Below are 21,794 nucleotides of genomic sequence, written 5' to 3'. Positions count from 1 at the left end.
CGTCTTTCATTATTTTCATTTTAGAATCTGAATTAGTAAGCCATTTTCTATGAAGGACCTTTAAAGGAGCTGTCGGCAAGCAGCTCTTTTTTTTAATAATAAACTCAAAAACAATGAAGAATATCATAATTACATTATTGTTACTTCTTTCAGGAAGTATGTTTGCCCAAATGTACAATCCAGTAAAGTGGTCAACATCAGTCGAAAAAATATCAGATAAAGAGTATGTTTTAAAAGCCAAAGCTGTAATACAATCTGGCTGGCATTTGTACGGACAATATATTGAGGAAGGCGGGCCGTCGCCAACGGCATTCACGTTTAAAAATACTTCCAAAAAATTTGAATTAGTTGGTAAAACAACCGAAGATAAAGGTCATGAAACGATTGATAAAATCTTCAATATGAAAATTAAATATTTTGAAGATAAAGCGGTTTTTACACAAAAAATCAAATTCATTTCAGATGAAATTACTAACGTTACAGCTGATGTTGATTTTATGGTATGCGATGACAGTAATTGTTTACCGCCGTCTACAGAAGAGTTAATTTTTAAAATTCCGAACCTAAAAAAAATGGCTTCCGCAGAAGAAACGGCAGTCTTAAAAGCAGATTCAGTCGTTAGCCAAGCAGCATCTATAAAAGTTGCAGATCAGCAAGAAGGATCAGAAAAAGTGAAGGAGCATCCAGCTAAAAAAACAGAATCAAGAGGTTTAATAAGCATTTTTATCATCGCCTTTTTATCAGGTTTTGCGGCGTTGTTAACACCTTGTGTTTTTCCAATGATTCCAATGACAGTAAGTTATTTTACCAAACAAAGTAAAACCAAAGCGGCAGGAATTCGAAATGCGATGATTTACGGATTTTCAATTGTAATTATTTATGTTTTATTAGGTTCAATAGTTACTGCGGTTTTTGGAGCAGATTCACTGAATGCGCTTTCAACTAACGTTTGGTTTAACTTAGTTTTCTTTATTTTATTAGTAGTTTTTGCTTGTTCATTCTTGGGAGCTTTTGAAATTATGCTTCCAAATGCATTAGCCAACAAAGTCGATTCTCAAGCGGATAGGGGCGGATTAATTGGAATTTTCTTTATGGCTTTGGCTTTAGCTATTGTATCTTTTTCATGCACAGGGCCAATCGTAGGAACATTGTTGGTTGAAGCAGCTTCAAAAGGCGGAATCGCCCCAATTGTTGGAATGTTAGGATTCTCGATTGCTATTGCCTTGCCGTTTTCATTATTTGCAGCATTTCCGGGTTGGTTAAATGCATTACCAAAATCAGGCGGATGGCTGAATACTGTAAAAGTTGTTTTAGGATTTTTAGAATTAGCGTTAGCTTTCAAATTTTTATCCAATGCCGATTTAGTTTTGCAATTACATTGGTTAGAAAGAGAAGTTTTTCTTGCCATTTGGATTGCCGTTTTTGGAATGCTGGCATTTTATTTATTTGGTAAAATTACACTTCCGCATGATTCTCCTTTAAACCATATTTCGGTAGGAAGATTAAGTTTTGGATTAGTTGTTTTAGCGTTTACGATTTACTTAATTCCCGGACTTTGGGGAGCACCTCTTAAATTAATCAGCGGATTTCCGCCGCCAATGCAGTACAGCGAATCTCCAGATGGATTGGGCGTTAAGAATACTGCAGAAACAACTAAATCTGCTTTGCCCGAAGGTGCAGAGTATGGTCCGCAAAACATTATTACTTTTCATGATTACGACAAAGGAATGGAGTTTGCCAAAAAAGCAGGAAAACCAGTTTTATTAGATTTCACAGGATATGCCTGCGTAAATTGCCGAAAAATGGAAGAATTAGTTTGGTCTGATGCCAAAGTTTTAGGCGTTTTGAATAACGATGTGGTTTTGATCTCACTTTATGTTGATGACAAAGAAGAACTTCCTGAAAACGAACAATATGTTTCTGAAACAACAGGAAAAAAAATTAAAACCATTGGAAACAAATGGAGCGATTTACAAATTAAAACCTATAAAGCAAATGCACAGCCGTTTTATGTAATTGTAGATCATAAAAGTGCAAATTTAACAGATCCTTCAGCCTATAATCCGGATATTGAAGAGTATTATAATTGGCTTCAGTCTGGGATTAAAAATTTTAAGAAATAACCCGTTTATATTGCTGGTAAAGAAATAGATACTATTTTAAAAATAAAGAAAAACGATATGATCTTTCAAAAATGCTGGAATTTTTTTTCAGAAAAATAAGTACGGAAAATAAAATACTATTTCAGATGTCTTTTTACATTGTAAGTTTCGCTATCCAGTGTTACAGGAAATAGTTTCACTTTCATTACTCAAGCAAAAAGGAGAGTGATAAAGCTTTTCTTGATTGTGTAAGTATTTAAATGTTAATGTAATAATATAATTTCAACTGTGACAAAAGACACAGAAACTGTGTTATAGATAAATTATTTTCGCTCATGAAATTATATTCTACGATCAAATTAATCAATATTAGATTGATATAATAAAAGCTGATTTTCTCGTGAAGATTAGCAGTTTTAATGATTTTATGATCGACATACCGCAGAGAATTTTCAAATAGAACGTAAACAATAATATTTTATTAAGAAACGATGACAACTGATTATAATAAAGAAACCGAATCATTTTTCGATGAAAGAATAGAGAATCTAGAAAATTATTTTAAAACTTTTCGCGATGGCATCGTTGGAATGGAACAAAGTTTTAAATCGCCATATGGAACTCAAAAAATAATTTATGCAGACTGGACTGCCAGCGGTAGATTATACAGACCTATCGAAGAGAAAATTCTTAATGAAATTGGACCTTTTGTAGCCAATACGCATACAGAAACCTCGATCACAGGTTCTGCAATGACACAGGCATATCATGACGCAAGACAAATTATTAAACAACATGTTAATGCTTCTGATGATGATGTACTAATTACCGAAGGAACTGGTATGACGGGGGCGATAAATAAATTTCAACGAATTTTAGGTATAAAAGTAAGCGAGAATTTAAAAAAACATACTCAGATTCCTGATGAATTAAGACCGATTATTTTTGTTTCGCATATGGAACATCATTCCAATCAGACCTCTTGGTTGGAAACCATTGCAAAAGTTGAAGTAATTCCAGCAGATGTAAATGGTCTGCCTTGTCTTCTTAATCTTGAGATTTTGCTTTGGAAATATAAAGACATTCCAATTAAAATTGCAGCTGTAACTGGATGTTCTAATGTAACAGGGATAAAAACAGATTATCATGCCATAGCATCAATAATGCATAAATATGGCGGTCTTTGTTTTGTAGATTTTGCGTGTTCTGCACCTTATACAGATATTGATATGCACCCTGAAAATCAAGATGAATATCTTGATGCTATTACTTTTTCGCCGCATAAATTCCTGGGAGGACCAGGATCTACAGGCGTACTTATATTTAATAAAAAACTTTACAAAAATTTGATTCCAGATAATCCTGGAGGAGGAACGGTTTCTTATACAAATCCTTGGGGAGATCGTGATTATATTGATGATATAGAAACAAGAGAAGACGGGGGAACACCAGGATTTCTGCAGACTATTAAAACAGCTATGGCCGTTAAGCTGAAAGAGCAGATGGGGACTGCGAATATTTTGAAAAGAGAACATGAATTGAATTCAATTATTTTTGAAAGGCTTTCAAAAATAGATAACCTGCAGATACTGGCTCCGAAAAATACAGAACGCCTTGGAGTTTTTTCTTTTTATATTGAAAACGTACATTATAATTTGGTAGTTAAACTGCTAAATGATCGTTTTGGAATTCAAACCAGAGGCGGCTGTTCTTGTGCTGGAACATACGGGCATTATTTATTGAATGTAGATGTTTCTTTGTCAAAATCTATTGAAGAAAAAATATTAGGGGGATGTTTGGCAGAGCGTCCAGGATGGATAAGAATGTCTATTCATCCAACTATGACTAATAAAGAGATTGAATTTATTTGTGATGCTATTGCACTAGTGGCTCATAATGCAGTACATTGGGGAGAAGCTTACAAGTACGACAGTAAAAAAAATGATTTTGTTCATTTAGCGAACGAATCATCAGAAAAAGAAATAATTAAAGATTGGTTTAGTTTATAATACAATTTTTATAAAAAGTAATTACATCTAAAAAAGTATTATACGATTACAAAATTATAGAAGGAAGAAAAAATATTTACGCTTAATAAATGAAATAGTATGATGATTGAAAAAATCAAATGCCTAATTATAGGTTCAGGACCAGCAGGTTACACAGCTGCAATTTATGCAGCCAGAGCAAACATGAATCCAGTATTATATCAAGGAATGCAGCCTGGAGGTCAGTTGACTACCACTAATGAAGTTGAAAATTTCCCAGGTTATGTTGATGGTGTTACGGGACCAGAAATGATGATTCAATTACAAGAACAATCAAAACGTTTTGGTGCTGATATCCGTGATGGATGGGCTACAAAAGTTGATTTTTCAGGCGATATTCATAAAGTTTGGATTAATGATACAATCGAATTGCACTGTGAAACGGTTATTATTTCTACAGGAGCATCTGCTAAATATTTAGGATTGCCTTCAGAACAGCATTATTTACAAATGGGCGGCGGAGTTTCTGCTTGTGCTGTCTGCGACGGATTTTTCTACCGTAATCAAGAAGTTGTGATTGTTGGAGCAGGAGATTCTGCTTGCGAAGAAGCACATTATTTATCTAAGCTTTGTAAAAAAGTTACCATGTTAGTAAGAAGTGAAAAATTCAGAGCTTCAAAAATTATGGAAGAACGTGTTCGTAAAACTGAAAATATCGAGATTTTAATGAACCACGATACAGTTGAAGTTTTAGGAGATGAAAATGTTGTTCATGCTATAAAAGCTAAAAATAAAACAACTAGTGAAGTTTTTGATATTCCTGCAACTGGATTTTTCGTCGCAATTGGTCATAAGCCAAACACAGATATTTTTGCAGATTATATTACTCTTGACGAAACAGGTTATATTGTAAATACCCCGGGAACATCTAAAACAAATGTTGAAGGCGTTTTTGTTGCTGGAGATGCTGCAGACCATGTGTATCGTCAAGCAATTACTGCTGCTGGTACGGGTTGTATGGCTGCACTTGATGCTGAAAGATATTTGGCTTCAAAAGAATAAATTAAAAGCAGTAAAAAGCGAGTTGGTAGCCCTAGAACGTTTTTTTAAAATTTGAAAAATAATTTAAGAAATAAAGAGCTAAAATGTAAAAGAGCTGATAATAATTTTGAATACAATTGTAATACAGTCCTCACAGGGAATTAATACCTCTGTTACGGAATTATTTAAACATATAGCAGGCAGGGACCTTTTGACAGTATTTGATAATATACCATTTGTTCAGGGTTTTGCTCCAATTAGTCAGTCGCAAATAAATAGAAGTCTCGGTATTGTACGCATTATTTTTTTTGAAGACGGTAATTCTGCTAGACATATTTTTTTGACATTTATTGCTGATTGGTCTTTTTCAGTGCAAATAGATAATTTTACTTCAATGTGGCTGAGTCCATTGTCATCGATAGAGTACGAGTACACTTTTTTTGATGATGCCGAGAATGGCGCTATTGTGTCGGCTTCCTACCGATTCAATATGCGTTCAAAGCTGGAGATGTTTTTATTTAAATTATTGGCAGGGAATTTTATGCAGAAGCATATCGATATATTTTTAAGCAGGATGGTTCAGAGTTCTGATCAATATAAAATTGTGAAAGACTGGAACTATTAAAAAGTTATATTTGGTTTTTAATATGGAATAATTACAGTTAAGATTATTACTTTATTTAGTGTTCATTCGATCGGAAGTGAGTCTGAGAAGAATTGGATTTTAAAGATGATAAGTAAAAATTTTAATGGGTAAATTGTTTAAAATGAGATGTTTTTGGATATTTAATTTAATTTTTTAGAATGAGAACAATTTCTAAATTACTAGTTGCAAATAGAGGAGAGATTGCACTACGTATTTTTCGCGCTGCCGCGGAACTCAAAATTAAAACTGTTGCGGTTTATACCTACGAAGACAGGTATTCACTGCACAGATACAAAGCCGATGAGGCTTATCAAATAGGCAAGGACAGCGATCCTTTAAAACCCTATCTTGATATCGATGAAATTATTAAAACAGCCAAAGCACAAGGAGTCGATGCTATTCATCCTGGATATGGATTTTTATCTGAGAATGTTCAGTTTGCGGTTAAATGCCGACAGAATGGTATTTTATGGATTGGACCCGATCCCGAAATTATGGAACAATTGGGAGATAAAGTCGCTGCAAAAAAAATTGCGCTGGCTGCCAGAGTTCCTTTGATAGAAGATAGTAAAATAGATTTATCAGCCCTTGATATTGCCCAAAAGGAAGCAGATCGAATAGGATACCCGCTGATGCTTAAAGCAGCCGCAGGCGGTGGGGGCCGCGGAATGCGTGTTGTTAGAAGAGCCAGCGAGTTATCCTCTTTATTTAACGAAGCCAAAAGAGAAGCAAAAACAGCTTTTGGAGATGATACCTTGTTTCTTGAAAAATTTATTGAAAGTCCTAAACATATTGAAATTCAGGTATTAGGAGATAAACACGGCAATATTGTTCATTTATTTGAGCGTGACTGCAGTGTGCAGAGAAGATTTCAGAAAGTGGTAGAAATTGCTCCTGCACCTAATTTAAAACAAGAAACGAAGGATAAATTGTATGGCTATGCTCTCAGTATTGCACGCACCGTTAATTATAATAATGCAGGAACAGTTGAATTTTTAGTAGACGCTCAGGAGAATATTTATTTTATAGAAGTTAATCCTCGTGTTCAGGTAGAGCACACTGTGACCGAAGAGGTAACAGGAATTGATATAGTAAGAAGTCAGATTTTGATTGCCTGCGGGCATGAACTTTCGAGTCCAGGAATATATATACAAGGTCAGGAAAGTTTAAAATGCAGTGGTTTTGCTATTCAGTGCAGAATAACTACAGAGGATCCTGCTAATGATTTTACACCAGATTATGGTACTATTATAGCCTATAGAAATGCAGGAGGTTATGGTATTCGTGTAGATGAAGGAAGCTCTTATTCGGGAGTTAAGATTTCACCCTTTTTTGATTCCATGCTGGTAAAGATTACTGCTAGGGGAAGAACACTTGAAGGCACGAGCCAGCGTCTTTTGCGAACACTTAAAGAATTTACAATTGAAGGTGTTAAAACCAATATTCCGTTTTTAGAAAATTTAATTATCCATCCTGATTTTCAGGCAGGGAATGTTACGGTAAACTTTATAGGAGATAATCCTGCGCTTCTGCAGATCAGACGAAAGTCAGATTATGTAACAAAAAATTTAGCTTATATAGGCAATACAATCGTAAATGGAAATCCGGATGTTAAATTTATTTTACCTGAGAAAAAATTTATGACACCAAAACTGCCTGTTCCATCAGCATTTATGCATGCAGAGGGTACCAAACAGCTTTTGACAGAATTAAAACCAAAAGCTTTTTCGCAGTGGATTAAAATGCAGAATGAAATTTTGTATACAGACTGTACGATGCGTGATGCACATCAGTCTCTGCTCGCTACCCGGGTCAGGACCATTGATATGCTGCCATTTGCATCTCAGTTTACAAAGGATTTCCCAAAGATGTTCTCTATGGAAGTCTGGGGAGGAGCAACTTTTGATGTTGCCATGCGATTTTTAAATGAAAGTCCTTGGGATCGCTTAGAACAAATGAGAGAAGCAATGCCAAATGTACTGCTTCAAATGCTTTTAAGAGGTTCTAACGGCGTAGGATATACCGCGTATCCAGATAATCTAGTTGAAAAATTCATAGAAGTTTCTGCCAATAAAGGGATTGATGTTTTCAGGGTTTTTGATTCTCTGAACAGCATAGCCAATATGAAAACTAGTATAAATGCAGTGTTGAACAATACAGATTCGATTGCTGAGGTATGTATGGGATATTCAGGAGATATATTAAATCCTGAGCGTCCAAAATTCAATCTTAATTATTATTTGGATCTGGCAAGAAGAATTGAAGATACCGGAGCTCACATTTTATGTATTAAAGATATGGCAGGATTATTAAAGCCATATGCAGCAGAGAAATTGATTACTGAACTTAAGAAGACTATTGATATTCCTATTCATCTACATACCCATGATACTGCAGGTATTCAGTCCGCAACCTATCTTAAGGCTGTAGAAGCAGGAGTAGATATTATCGATGTAGCTCTTGCCTCAATGTCAGGACTTACCTCACAGCCAAATTTTAATGTTTTTGCGGAGTCGTTAAAAGGCACTGGCCGTGACTCTGGTTTTGATGTTGAAAAATTAAATCAGTACAGTAATTACTGGGAAGACATCAGAGAGTATTATTACCCTTTTGAGTCGGATTTAAAATCCAGCACAGCTGAAGTTTACAAACATGAAATTCCTGGCGGGCAGTATTCAAATCTAAAACCACAGGCTTATTCTCTTGGACTGGAAACCAGAATGCCAGAGATAAAACAAGCCTATGAGGATTCGAACAGTCTTTTAGGAGATATTGTCAAAGTAACGCCTTCATCTAAAGTAGTAGGAGATTTGGCCATGTTTATGGTCAGCAGTAATTTAAGTAAACAGGACGTTTTAGAAAAGGGAGATTCTTTGTCTTTTCCTGACTCCGTAAAAGGAATGCTTAAAGGCGAGCTTGGACAGCCTGATGGCGGATGGCCTGATGGCTTTCAAAAAATGGTATTGAAGGGAGAAAAACCATTTACAGATCTGCCTAATGCGCATTTAACGCCTATTGACTTTGATAAAGAGTTTAAAATTTTTCAGCAGAAATTCTCTGTATCTTGTACGCTGGCTGATTTTTTATCCTATAAATTTTACCCTAAAGTTTTTGAAGAGTATTATAAAACATACGAAAAGTATGGAGATGTAAGTGTTATTCCTTCGACAGTATTTTTCTATGGTTTAAAGCCCAACGAAGAAGTAATTGTGAATATTTCTCAAGGAAAATCTATTATAGTTAAGTTTCTGTATAAATCTGAGCCTGATCTTCATGGAATGAGAACGGTTTATTTTAAACTTAACGGACAGACAAAAGCAATTGAGATAAAAGATGAATCGATAAAGATAGAAGGTGTAAAGAATCGAAAAGCAATTACAGATACTCAGGTTGGAGCTCCTTTGCCTGGTCTGTTGAGTAAGATCTGGGTAAAAGAAGGGGATGTTCTAAAACACGACCAGCCTTTGTTTACTATAGAAGCTATGAAGATGGAAAATACCGTTTTGGGACGTGCAGGTATTATTCAAAAAATTCAGCTCTCTGAAAACAGTTTAGTAGAAAAAGGAGATTTGATTATTGAATATGCTGTGAGTTAAGTAAAGAATTAATTACTTTTAGATAAATTAGGACAAAAAAAACGATACAGATTTATTAGATAAAAATTAGTAATTAAACAGTTGCAAGAGCGTTCTTGCAACTGTTTTTGCTTTTATTTGTATTTGATTTTGACAATACCTTTTAAGGTCTCTTAAGTTAAAAGTAAGAGTACACTTATGGAAGATTGTGTTATAGTATAATTTGTTTACTTTTGGTTTATTACTTAATAATATATTGAAAGTATCCTGCATTATTTTAAAATTAAAAGAGTAATGGATGACTGTTTTTAATGTACAGCAGACTGCTTTTTTAGTATAAACATTTTTTGATACAAGTTATCCAATGAAGCGCACTGATTTAGATATTCTAAATAAATTAAAGGAGGGAGACAGCTCTGGTTATAAAGAACTTTTTGACCGTTATTACTCACAGCTCTGTACCTATTCTTTGCAATATTGCGATTCTTTTGATTTGGCAGAAGATATTGTGCAGGAGTTATTTGTTAGCTTTTGGAACGATAAATTTTATCTTAAAATTGAAGATTCAGTAAGTTCTTATCTTTTTAAGTCAGTGAGGAATAATAGTATCTTGGCGATGCGAAAAAAGAATAAATTCGTATTTGAAGATATTGAAGATATAGTAAGCCAGTTAATCGAAGAAGAACTTCCTCCAGGATCTTCGGCAGAAGAAGAACTTGCCAGACTCAAAGAAGAAATTGAGAAACTTCCTAATCAAAGTAAAGAAATCTTTAAGGCAATTGTACTAGATGAAATGAAGTACAAAGAAGTCGCAGAACACTTCGGAATTTCAGTAAATACAGTAAAAACACAATACTCAAGAGCTTTGAAGAAATTACGCAGTTCGCCGCTTTTAATTGCATTATTGATGTTAAAATAAAAAAAGTTTATTTTTATGTCACCCATTTTTAGTTTTTTGTTATCATATAAATAACAATAAGTTAATGATGGAAAATTTAAATTCAAATATAGTTTCTCTAATTGCTTCCTATTCTTTAAAAGAACTGAATCAGGAAGAATTTGATGTCTTGCAGAATTGGGTAAGAGAAAGTCCCGAAAATCAAAAGCTATTTATTGAATATTTAAAGGTTTATAAAAAATCCAGACAAATTTCTTTTTACCAGACTTTAGATAAAAATAAAGCATGGAAAAAAGTAAAATTAGAATTAGATAATCATAAAGAAACTCAATATCATAATGAGAGGTTTTCTTTATTTAATTTAAGTACAAATTTTTATAAATATGCGGCCTGCGCTGTTGTTGCAATTGGAGGAGGAATCTTTTTTTACTTAAGCTCGCCAAAAACCTTACAAGGAAATGAGCATTCGATTGTAACTTCAAAAGAGGTGGTGATCCCGCCTGGAAGTAATAAAGCGACTTTAGTATTAGGTAATGGAAGTACAGTAGTTTTAGGTAAAGGAAGTAGTTATATAGCCAAAAGTTTTACTGTAAATAATTCTACTTTGACGTATAAAGATCAAGGTAAATCAAAAGTAGAATTCAATTTCTTAACAATACCGCGCGGAGGACAGTTTTCATTAGTTCTTTCAGATGGTACTAAAGTATGGTTAAACTCACAATCCCAGTTAAAATTCCCAAATTATTTTATTAATGGTAAAGCTCGTAGTGTAGAACTAGTTTATGGTGAAGCTTATTTTGAAGTATCACCAAGCACTCAGCATAATGGATCTCATTTTATGGTTAAAACCAAAGGGCAGCAAGTAGAGGTTCTTGGAACCCACTTCAATATTAAAGCGTACAATGATGAACCTTTTTTATATGCGACTCTAGTTGAAGGCAGCATCGCTCTTCGTAATAAAGAGAGCCGTGAAATTCTAAGACCAGATCAGCAGTCTATAGTAAAATTGAATGATAATAGTATTGAAACCAAAGCAGTCAATGCTCAGAAAGTAGTGTCATGGAAAGAAGGAGTGTTTAATTTTGAAAATCTTTCTCTTGAAGAAATAATGAAAGTGCTGGGCAGGTGGTACGATGTTGAGGTAGTATTTTCTGATTCAAGCATCAAAAACATGAAATTTAATGGTGTCTTGAGGAAGAGTCAAAACATTAATGATATCTTATTTACAATAAAAACCTTAAACAATATAGAATATGAAATAGAACAAAGAAAAATCACCCTAACCAAAAGAAAATAAGAGAACTGAGGTTCGAATCTCTGACCAAACCAACCTCATATTCCCTTAGAACATCAATTAATTTCAACTAAAAATTAATCAATAACCAAATTTATGAAAAAATCAACCAATGTTTCTTTCCCGCAAGGGAAAAAAATAGTTATTTATTTTATGAGAACATTTTTGCTATTGTTTTGCTCGACCATTTTCGGCTTTACTCCTATAGAAGTCTTTTCGCAGAAATATAATGTGACAATTACTGCCGATAAAACTGTAACCGTAAATGAAGTTTTAGAAATTCTTTCTAGTCAGACAGACTATAATTTTATTTTTGAAGCAAATTATTTCAAAAATGCCCCTAAAGTAAAACTGAAAAAAGGTACTATAACTGCCAATAAACTATTAGAGAAAAGTTTACCTGATGATAAATTTGATCTAATAATCACAAAAGATCGTACCATTATTATAAAACCCAAAGATATCGCTTCTGTAAAAAAAGCTGCTGCACAGCAAAGAACGATTAAGGGGAAAGTAATTGACAACAAAGGTATGCCGCTTGCAGGCGCCACAGTAAAAATAAAAGGAACACAAACCGCTGTTGTTACTGATTTTAATGGGTTTTATAGTATTGAGGTCAAAACAGATGATATCTTAGTGATTTCCTATATTGGATTTACAACTCAGGAAATTAAAATTGACAGCAAGTCAGAATTTAATATAATTCTTATTGAGGAATCAAACACTTTAAATGAAATTAAAATAGTTTCTACTGGTTTCCAGGAAATTTCGAAAGAAAGAAGTACAGGATCTTACCAAAATGTAGATAAAGAGCAGCTTTCAAAACCATCTTCTAGTATCGCAGAACGTTTAGTAGGTAGTGTAGCCGGTATGCAGAGTACTATAAATGCAGATGGTTCTATCGAATTTCAAATTAGAGGACAGTCTAGTTTGTTTGCAAATTCTCAACCGCTGATAGTCTTAGATGGTTTTCCTATAGAAGGAGGATTCAGCAGTATAAACCCGAATGATGTAGAATCTGTAACCGTTTTAAAAGATGCTGCGGCAGCTTCTATTTGGGGAGCAAGATCCGCAAATGGGGTTATTGTACTGACTACTAAAAAGGCTAAAAAAGGCAAAACCAATGTGTCTTTCTCCTCTTTTGTGAGAATGTCACCTAAATTAGACCTCGATTATACGGTGGGTTTAGCTTCGGCTAAAGAGACAATCGAATATGAACAAATTGCTTTTGATACGAACATTTTTGGTTTAGGTACTCCTATGAGTGCGGCTATTACGTCCTACAATTCTCGATCATTAGCCATGACAGCCATGACTGAGGCATCTTTAGGAAGAATCACTCCTGCACAAAGAGATGCTGAATTGGCTAGGCTTAGCACACTAAACAATAAAGGTCAGATTGAAAAGTATTTATTACAATCTCCTATTACCAGACAGTATAATTTTAATATTGCCGGCGGTACTGATAAAATGAAAAATAATCTTTCATTGATGTATGAAAACAACCAGACTTTTTTCGTTGGAGATAAATCAAGTAAATATCAGATCGATTTTTCAAATGTTACTAACCTGAATAAATTTCTAGATTTCAATTTTGCAGGAATGCTGCAGTATAGAAATGTAGATTCAAATTCGGGCAATAGCTTTTCTCAGTACCCAAGCGGTGGTCAAAGTATGTTAGATGTTATTAGATCTTTGGCTCCATGGGATATGCTTGTGGACGGAAATGGGAACTATACAGACATGTCGTATTTAAAATACTACATGCCTAATGTGAATGCTTATTTTCCATTACAAAAATTCGCTTATTCTGATTGGTCATACAATCCAATAACTGATGTACAGAATAGAGATTATAATACAGAATATTTGAATACACGTATTCAGGCAGGATTAACGTTTAAAATTATTGATGGATTAACATTCAATTCTAAAATTCAGTATCAATTATTAAGAAATGATACTAATAATTATTCGAGTGATAAAACTTTTGCGGTTAAGGATTTTATAAACAGATCTTCAAGCTGGAATTTTAATTCTACGAAGCCGGTACAAAACGTTCCTACAGGAGGTGTTTTACAATCGAATAGACTAAATAATAATTCGTACAATTTTAGAAATCAACTAAATTTTAACCGAACTTTTAATGATGTTCACGGTATAAATTTCATTGCAGGTTCTGAAATCCAAAATACAACTGTTAGAACTATCCAGAATCCTGACCAGTTTGGATATAGTCCAGACAGATTGACCAGTTCACAGCTTTTGAATCCTTATAATACATCAACTATGTGGGGAGGTGAACCATTGTCAAATGCTGTATTTTCTTTTCCTTTTAATGTTATTCCTGTTACAAAACAAACAGAACTAACCAATCGTTTTGTTTCTGTTTTTTCTAATCTAGGCTATACTTATGACAGGAGATATAATATTACGGCAAGTTACCGTACAGATGCTTCTAATTTAATTACTGATGATCCTAAAATGAGATACGATCCATTTTGGTCAGTTGGAGCGAGCTGGAATGTGTCAAATGAAAAATTCTTAAGTAACAATAATACAATTAGTAAATTAAGCCTTAGAGCAACATACGGATTTAATGGAAATGTCGATAATTCAACTTCTGTTTTGCCGCTTTTAAATAGAATTTCAGCTTTAGACAATGTTACTTTAGAGCCAAAATCTACTATTTCAAGTTTCGGTAACCCTAATTTGCGTTGGGAAAAAACAGAAACGAAAAATCTTGGACTTGATTTTGGTTTATTCGATAATAAACTTTTTGGAAGTGTAGATCTTTATCATAAAAGAAGTTACGATCTTATTGTAAATCAATCTATAGCAGCAGTTAATGGAACTACTGCTCAAAAGTTTAATAATGGAGAGATGGTAAACAAAGGGATAGAGGTTGTTTTAGGAACTTCATTGCCTATTACCAAAAACATTCAATGGAATGGCTCTTTTAATTTTGCTTATAACAAAAATGAAATTACCAGTTTTTTTGTGAATAGTTACTTTGATTCCAATTTAAACGGCAGTACCGGAGATCCTACTTATAGTTACATTCAAGGATATAATGCAAATACGATCTGGTCTTATCAATATGCTGGTATGCACAATTTTGGAACCGAGACTAGTCCTGTTATAAAACCATCAGTTATAGGTCCAAATAATCAACCGGTTAACATTACCACATATGTTACAGGAGATGCAAAAACCTTTTTAATGCCTCAGGGTACCGCAGTGGCACCAACCAATATTGGTATGCGAAACTCTTTTAAAATATACGATTTTGATTTTTCATTTATTATTACTGCAAAATTCGGGCACGTATTTAGACGTCAAGGGTTCAATTATCCATCATCTGTTACCGGAAATCAAGGGATTAATTCGAAATACAGTGAAGTGGTAAACGGTGATCCAAACCAAATAATTCCTATTGTAACGGATGAGCCTAGATATTATTTCTATCCACAATTTACGAATAATATGGATTATCTAACAGCTGATGCTTCTCATATTCGTTTTCAGGAAATTAATTTAACCTATTCATTAGATAGAAAAATAATATCTCAAATTGGTTTAGATTCATTCAATCTTTTTGTACAGGCTAATAATGTCGGAACTATTTTGTTCAATGATTTTGGAGAGGATCCAGAATATCCAAGAGGCGGTTTAAAATTACAAAGTGCTTTTACTTTAGGTTTCAACTTTAACTTTTAATAAAGACAGATATGAAAATTTCAAAATATTTATTAGTATTTGCTTTATGCAGTACTATAATAAGCTGTAGTGACTATTTAGATGAAAGTCCATCAAAAACATCTGCTGTGGTGCCAACTAGTATAGATGATTTAGAGACTCTTTTAAATAATTATAATCAATTGTATAATGAGTATTCGCAAGAAGTAGCTTATGGAACTGATGATTTTGCTGTTGATGTTACTTTGTATCAAAATTTAAATAATTATATGCAGCTGCCAAATCTTTATTCGGCAGTTTGGGATACTGAAAATCAACCTGCTATAAATTCTCCTTTTTGGAATGGTGAATGGAAGAAAGTGTTTTATGCTAACATGATTTTAGAAACACTTCCAAAAGTAAGCGGTACAGCCGAAAATAAAGCGCAATTAGAAGCAGAAGCACACTTTATTAGAGCTTACAGTTATTTTCAGCTAGCAAACGTGTATTGTCTGCCTTATAGTACTGAAAACATGGAAGAGATGGGATTACCGATCAAAACATCTGGAAGTTTCGAACAATCTTTAGTGAGAGCTTCTTTAAAGGAAACGTGGGACTTTATGGAAGCCGATTTAGCTGCCGCATTAAAAATAACCAGAACCTTACAAACTGTAAATGGACTGAAAAGAACATGGAGAGCCAGTACCGTTGCAGTAAAAGGTTTTGCTGCTCGTTTTTATTTAGCTAAAAATGACTATACAAATGCGCAGTCTTATGCTGAAAAGGCTTTAGCAGAACAAAGCACTTTACGTAATTACAATACCGAAATGCGTATGTCAACCGTTCCAGCGCCAGTAACTATTTTTAATCCAACCCAGCAAACCTATAACATTCAGTATCCCTATACGCACGATTTACAGGGCGATGTATCTGATAGATTGAAATGGGGAGAATCTTATTTCTTTAGGACTTTATCTAATGGTTATTGGAATTATTTTCCTTCTCAAAATTTGTTAAATTGTTATGACAAAACCTATGATTTAAGATATAAATATCATATCGTTGAAGGTTATTCGTATAGCCGTGGTGCAGTAAGACCAGCATACGACTATCCGGCTTATATCTTTTTCTTTAAATCAGATATTTTAAATGGACCTTCTACTCCAGAAATGCTATTGATAAAAGCAGAATGTGAGGCTCGCAAAGGACAATGGGCTCAAGGTATTCAAACCGTAAATCAATTAAGAATAGCAAGATTCGACGTTGCGGCACCTGCAAATGTGCGTGATTTAAGCGCTTCTTCTCAAGGGGATGCACTTGCAAAAATTTTATTAGAAAGAAGAAGAGAGATGCCTTTTACAACCCGTTGGGCAGACATCAGACGTTTTAATAACAATGATAATCCTGCAGATGATGTATTAATTACAAGAACCTTTTTGCCATATTCTGCGGCAGGAATTAATAAAAGTGGAACCCCTATTAATTATACGCTGGAACTAAAATCAAGAAAATTTGCAAGACCTATTCCTTATACTGAAATAGTTTCTTCTCAAAATCAAATTGTTCAGAATAAATACTAATCGGGTTAATACTAACAGCAGCCTGCTTTGTTGGGCTGCTGTATAAAAAAAAGCAATAATTATGAAAACAATTTTTAAAGTACTGATTGTAATGCTATGTCTGTCATCAGTTCATTCATTCAGCCAGAAAAAAGAAAATATAAAAGTTCTGTATGTAGGTTACAGTAAAGATAAACCAATGCCCAATTTAGAATCAATTAGTGCAATTGGAGGTATGGACAAAGAAAGATTTAAAGCAGAATATGGTACAAGAATGTTTTCCTTTAAAAATTTACTAGAAAAATACTTCACATCTGTAACAACAGTTGATGCTCGCGAATATAAGGAGGCAATGTCAAAAAATTATGATGTTACCATTTTTGATGAAATGACTACAAAAATAAAAGACAGAGTTATAAAAAATGATCCAGTAACCGGTGAATTAATAAGTTTTGAACCTACTAAGTTTTTAAGCGACGATTTTAACAGCGCATCTATTTTTATAGGGCACACTGCTTCAGTATTAGGTGCTAGTTTAGGTTCTAAACTAGATTGGTACTGCCTATGTCTTGACAGGCATGCACATCATACCAATACCAGCCACGAAATTTTTAAAGGACCTTATAAAACTACTGTAACCATGAAAGATATGGATACACCTTATGGTGTACTTGAAGCTTATGATGGTCTTAATGAACCTGCAAAAATACCAATGTGGGAAGTAGACAAAGAAGGTTACCAAAACGGAAAAGGATATCGCATTGGGTTAGTAGCACGCGGATGGGGTTTTGAAGATGCTCCAAACTCAGAAATAATTTCTGGCGGAGTTTCTTCTAAACAAAAAACGGCAGTTGCTTTAGGCAGACACGGCAATTTCTTTTTATGGGGTTTTGCAGGATCACCAGATTACATGACCGAAGAAGCTAAAGTTGTTTTTGTAAATACGGTAGCGTATATGTACAAGCATAAAAACGATCAGTTAATAGTAAGAAAGTACAATGAGCGTATCGCCACAAAAGATTTTGCTGACGAATTATATTTTTATACCACTGCAAAGTCGTACGAATTCTTTTGTAATGCAATTAATAGAGGCAACGAATCAGATAAAAAGGCTAAAGCAAGAGTGCAAGCCAAAAAAGATCGCGGGGAGGAATTAAATGAAGAAGACAAAATTATTAGTGAAAGCACGGCAAGTCCGTTACTAACCAGAGAAGAATATCTTAAAAAGACCTTTGAAAGAACTTCATGGGGTAAAAGTGTAGGTATAGATACGTTGAAAATAAGAAATTTTATAAAAGAGAATAGACCTTATTTTTATTCTCAGCCTAATGCTTCTTATGATTTAATAGTAGATCAGGATATTAAAAGCTTAAAAACAGCTAATACAGATAGTAAAGTTTTAGATAAAGCCATTACGCTTTTAGAACAAGGAACAGACGTTCAAAAAGCAAAACGAATTTTATTACGCTATACCTTAGAAAATTTTAATTCAGCAAAAGAATGGCGCAGCTGGTATACAAAAAACAAAAAAGACCTGCTCTTTACTGAGGTAGGAGGTTATGTTTGGATTAATAAAGATGAAAATAAAAATCCTAAAACCAGACCAAGAAATAAAGCTCAAATTGAAGAATTAACAAAGTCTCTTTAAATAAAAAAAATATGAGCCTAAAATATTATTTAATTGCCTGCTTGTTTGCTGTAAAAATGTGCTGGAGTCAAAATTTTATGATCCAGCCAAAGTTAAAACAAGATGCATTACAAAAAGTAAAAGTATTGCAAACTGATAAGACAAACGATTTAAATCCAGTTACAGTAAATGCAGATATAGTTTGGTCAGAAGATAAATCACAGTTGGCAATTATCCTTAAAGCTTCAATTAACCCAGGATGGCATACCTATGCTTTCGTGCCAGATACGGAGCCTTATGTTGCTGCTGAGGCTCAATTTACAGTGCCAAACGGTTATTTAAAACATGATAAAGTAGAAGCTTCTCCAAGCAAACCCTATGAAAATGGCGTTTATATCTATGAAGATCAGTCTTATTTTATACAATATTGTAAAGTTGAACAACCTGCTAAAGGTGTTGTAAGTGCGGGTCTTTATTTTCAAGTTTGTGATGCCCGTAAATGTTTTCCACCAGTATTATTATCAAAAGAAATTATTATAAATTAAAATGAAAAAGAACTTTTTATACCATAGCGCTTTTATATTGCTGGCAGCAGCAGCGTTAAATGCACAATCTAATCCAGCTGACTTTAAAAAAGTTCAGGAGTTAGGCGGAATTGAAGAATACCAATACCAACCCAACGGAATGAACATCTTGCTGATACAGGACAATTCTGCTCCCGTAGTTACCGTGCAAATTGTGTATCGTGTGGGATCCAAACATGAAGTTACCGGTAATACAGGTTCTACCCACCTTTTAGAACACCTGAATTTTAAAGGAACCCCTACATTTAACAAGCGTAAAGGAACAGCAATATTTAGCGTCTTGCAAAACATTGGTGCTAATATGAATGCTACTACTTGGTATGACCGTACCAACTATTACGAAACTATTCCTTCAGATCAGATTGAAGTAGCCATGCATATCGAAGCCGACCGTATGCGTAATTCTTTACTTTTAAAAGAAGACAAAGATTCGGAAATGACTGTAGTGCGAAATGAGTTTGAGCGTGCTGAAAATAATCCCAATACAGCGCTTGCTACCGAAATTATGGCTGCCGCTTATATGGCATATCCGTACCATCATGCTACTATTGGATGGCGTGCGGATATTGAAAATATGCCTATGGAAGCCTTGAAAAAATTCTATGATACCTATTATTGGCCTGACAATGCAACCCTAACCATTATTGGTGATTTTCAAAAGGAAAACGTTTTTAAATTAGTAGATAAGTACTTTGGTAAAATTACTAAAGCACCACACAGTATGCCGGAGCCTTATACTACAGAACCAGTCCAGTACGGTCCTCGTCGTGTTGTTATGAAAAAACCAGGACAGCAGTCTGTAGTGCTGGTAGCCTATAAAACACCAGGTCGTATGCACGCCGATAGTCCTGCTTTAGCCGTTTTGTCCGAAATTATTGGTTCAGGCACTTCTTCGCATATCAATAAAACATTTGTAGATACGGGAATTGCTATGTATGGTTATGCTCAAGCTTCCAATTTTAAAGAAGTTAATTTGTTAACAATCGGATTGGGATTAACTCCTGATAAAAAACAAGAAGAGATCAGCTCTCAATTGGCAGCCATGATTGAAAGAATCAAAAAAGATGGTGTCACTCAAGCAGAAGTTGATCGTGTAATAGCAAAACTAAATGCTACAACCATTCTTTCGCGTGACGGTTCAGCGGCTATTGCTGACGAACTTAATGAAGCTATTGCCGGCGGTGACTGGAAAGATTACATAACAGGTTCTGAGCGTTTGAGCAAAGTGACCGTTGCTGATGTCAATCGTGTTGCCAAACAATATTTGGTAGAGGATCAAAGCACTACAGGGTATTTTATTCCAGTTCAAAAAGGTGAGCAGACCAAGACAATGGCTCAAGCCAATAAAGTAAATGAGAATGACTCTAAAGTATTCTTTAGAAATCCAGAACTGGCTGAAACAGAAACAGCAATCCCTTCAACAGTTCAGGCTATGGAGCAAATCCAATCGAATTATGAGACTATTGTATCTTCGGTAAAAGGTGAAAATTATGTCCGAAAATCTGTTGCAGGTATTGATGTTGTATCAGTAAAAACGGGAGCAAAAGACCTTGTAACGGTATCGGCTAGTTTTCCTATTGCTGATTATTTCAATAAAGGCGGTAATAGTTTAGTACCAGGTTTTGTGACTCAATTATTAGAAGCGGGTACTACTAAAAATAATAAATTCCAATTTGCTGAAAAATTAGAAAAAATAGGACTTTCAATAAATGTAGGAGCTGATAAATACAACATTAATATCAATTTCAAATGTCTTAAAAAAGACCTTAACCAAGCGATTGCTTTACTGTCTGAAGAATTGCGTTATCCGTTGTTTGATGAAAAAGAATTCCAGCTTGTTAAAAAACAATTTGCAAGCAGTTTAAAACAACGTTTAGATAATCCTAAAACACAAGGAGGACAGACTTTAATGCAGGCTTTGTACACTAAGGGCAATCCGAACTATAGTTTAGATACTGACGCATCATTAAAAGAATTAGAGGCTATAACTTTAAATGATTTGAAAGCTTTTCACAATACTTATTTTGGAACCAAGGGAATGCATTTAGTAGCAGCAGGTGATGTAGATACTAAAACGTTGTACACTTCTTTAAATAATAATTTCAAAGGATTCATGTCTGGTGAAGTAGCAGGAATTAAATCAGTTGAACCAACAAAAGTGAATGGGCAGACTAAAGTTGTCTTCATCCCGCAAAAATCTTCTGCCGAAATGTTTATTGGCCAGTATACTGGGATAAAACGTAAGGATAAAGACTTTTTGCCTTTTTATATTGCAACGGGTATTTTAGGAGGTGATTTCTCTGGACGATTAATGATGACGGTTCGTGATAATGATGGACTAACGTATAACATCAGCTCTGCACATAGCGGTCATGATTATGCAGGAGGATACTGGTATGTAAATGCATCATTTAATCCTCAATTGTTTCAAAAAGGACTTGATGCAACGATGGTTCAAATAAACAAGTGGGCAAAAGATGGTGTAACAGCAGAAGAACTTACTGCTAAAAAAGCCAACCTTATAGGAAGTTTTAAAGTAGGCTTAGCTACAACATCAGGGTTGTCAGGCACTATTCTTAAAAACTTAGAGCGCGGAAATAATCCAGAATATCTTGAGCAATACGTAAAAGATATTGAAGCAGTAACATTGGATCAGGTTAACCAGTCGATTAAAAAATATGTTGATTTAGATAAACTGGTGATCATCAAAGCAGGTACTTTGGAAGAAAAATAATTAAATGCCATGTAGTTTTTCTAGAGTCGAGATTAAATTGGATAGATTTAAGAAGACTCAAATCAATG

General features: G+C 34.3%; 12 protein-coding genes. All 12 read left to right on the top strand.

Annotated elements, in window-relative coordinates; genetic code table 11:
- Positions 1-113 precede the first annotated feature (113 nt).
- The 12 genes from BOW55_RS06310 (at position 114) to BOW55_RS06255 (ending at position 21,726) form a co-directional block, all read left to right on the top strand.
- Positions 114-2,123: a protein-disulfide reductase DsbD gene (locus BOW55_RS06310; protein ID WP_129023445.1), complete on the top strand. Its 2,010-nt coding sequence runs from the start codon at positions 114-116 to the stop codon at positions 2,121-2,123.
- Positions 2,124-2,593: 470 nt separating this feature from the next.
- Positions 2,594-4,111: an aminotransferase class V-fold PLP-dependent enzyme gene (locus BOW55_RS06305; protein ID WP_129023444.1), complete on the top strand. Its 1,518-nt coding sequence runs from the start codon at positions 2,594-2,596 to the stop codon at positions 4,109-4,111.
- 99 nt (positions 4,112-4,210) lie between these two features.
- Positions 4,211-5,152, top strand: a complete 942-nt coding sequence (gene trxB, locus BOW55_RS06300) for a thioredoxin-disulfide reductase (RefSeq protein WP_129023443.1) — start codon at positions 4,211-4,213, stop codon at positions 5,150-5,152.
- Positions 5,153-5,471: 319 nt separating this feature from the next.
- Complete coding sequence (locus BOW55_RS06295; RefSeq protein WP_129023442.1) at positions 5,472-5,756, top strand: hypothetical protein; 285 nt, start codon at positions 5,472-5,474, stop codon at positions 5,754-5,756.
- A 179-nt stretch (positions 5,757-5,935) separates the two neighbouring features.
- Positions 5,936-9,373 carry a pyruvate carboxylase gene (locus BOW55_RS06290; RefSeq protein WP_129023441.1) on the top strand — a complete coding sequence of 1,146 codons (3,438 nt, stop codon included), beginning with the start codon at positions 5,936-5,938 and terminating at the stop codon, positions 9,371-9,373.
- 343 nt (positions 9,374-9,716) lie between these two features.
- The gene (locus BOW55_RS06285) at positions 9,717-10,271 is read left to right on the top strand and encodes an RNA polymerase sigma factor (RefSeq protein WP_129023440.1); all 555 of its coding nucleotides are present in this window, start codon (positions 9,717-9,719) and stop codon (positions 10,269-10,271) included.
- A 64-nt stretch (positions 10,272-10,335) separates the two neighbouring features.
- Positions 10,336-11,547 carry a FecR family protein gene (locus BOW55_RS06280; protein ID WP_129023439.1) on the top strand — a complete coding sequence of 404 codons (1,212 nt, stop codon included), beginning with the start codon at positions 10,336-10,338 and terminating at the stop codon, positions 11,545-11,547.
- Between the two features lie 93 nt (positions 11,548-11,640).
- Positions 11,641-15,264 carry a SusC/RagA family TonB-linked outer membrane protein gene (locus BOW55_RS06275; RefSeq protein ID WP_241686495.1) on the top strand — a complete coding sequence of 1,208 codons (3,624 nt, stop codon included), beginning with the start codon at positions 11,641-11,643 and terminating at the stop codon, positions 15,262-15,264.
- An 11-nt stretch (positions 15,265-15,275) separates the two neighbouring features.
- Positions 15,276-16,802, top strand: a complete 1,527-nt coding sequence (locus BOW55_RS06270; RefSeq protein WP_129023438.1) for a RagB/SusD family nutrient uptake outer membrane protein — start codon at positions 15,276-15,278, stop codon at positions 16,800-16,802.
- A 61-nt stretch (positions 16,803-16,863) separates the two neighbouring features.
- On the top strand, positions 16,864-18,429 hold the full coding sequence (locus tag BOW55_RS06265) for a hypothetical protein (protein ID WP_129023437.1): 1,566 nt from the start codon (positions 16,864-16,866) through the stop codon (positions 18,427-18,429).
- An 11-nt stretch (positions 18,430-18,440) separates the two neighbouring features.
- Positions 18,441-18,953, top strand: coding sequence for a protein-disulfide reductase DsbD family protein (locus BOW55_RS06260; protein ID WP_129023436.1), 513 nt, complete (start codon positions 18,441-18,443; stop codon positions 18,951-18,953).
- A gap of 1 nt (position 18,954) precedes the next feature.
- On the top strand, positions 18,955-21,726 hold the full coding sequence (locus tag BOW55_RS06255) for a pitrilysin family protein (protein ID WP_129023435.1): 2,772 nt from the start codon (positions 18,955-18,957) through the stop codon (positions 21,724-21,726).
- The last annotated feature ends 68 nt before the right edge of the window (positions 21,727-21,794 follow it).

The sequence above is a fragment of the Flavobacterium sp. YO12 genome, assembly GCF_004119495.1.
Taxonomy (GTDB): domain Bacteria; phylum Bacteroidota; class Bacteroidia; order Flavobacteriales; family Flavobacteriaceae; genus Flavobacterium.
The sequence above is the reverse complement of the archived record's forward strand: the minus strand, read 5'-3'. Positions and strand labels throughout refer to the sequence as shown.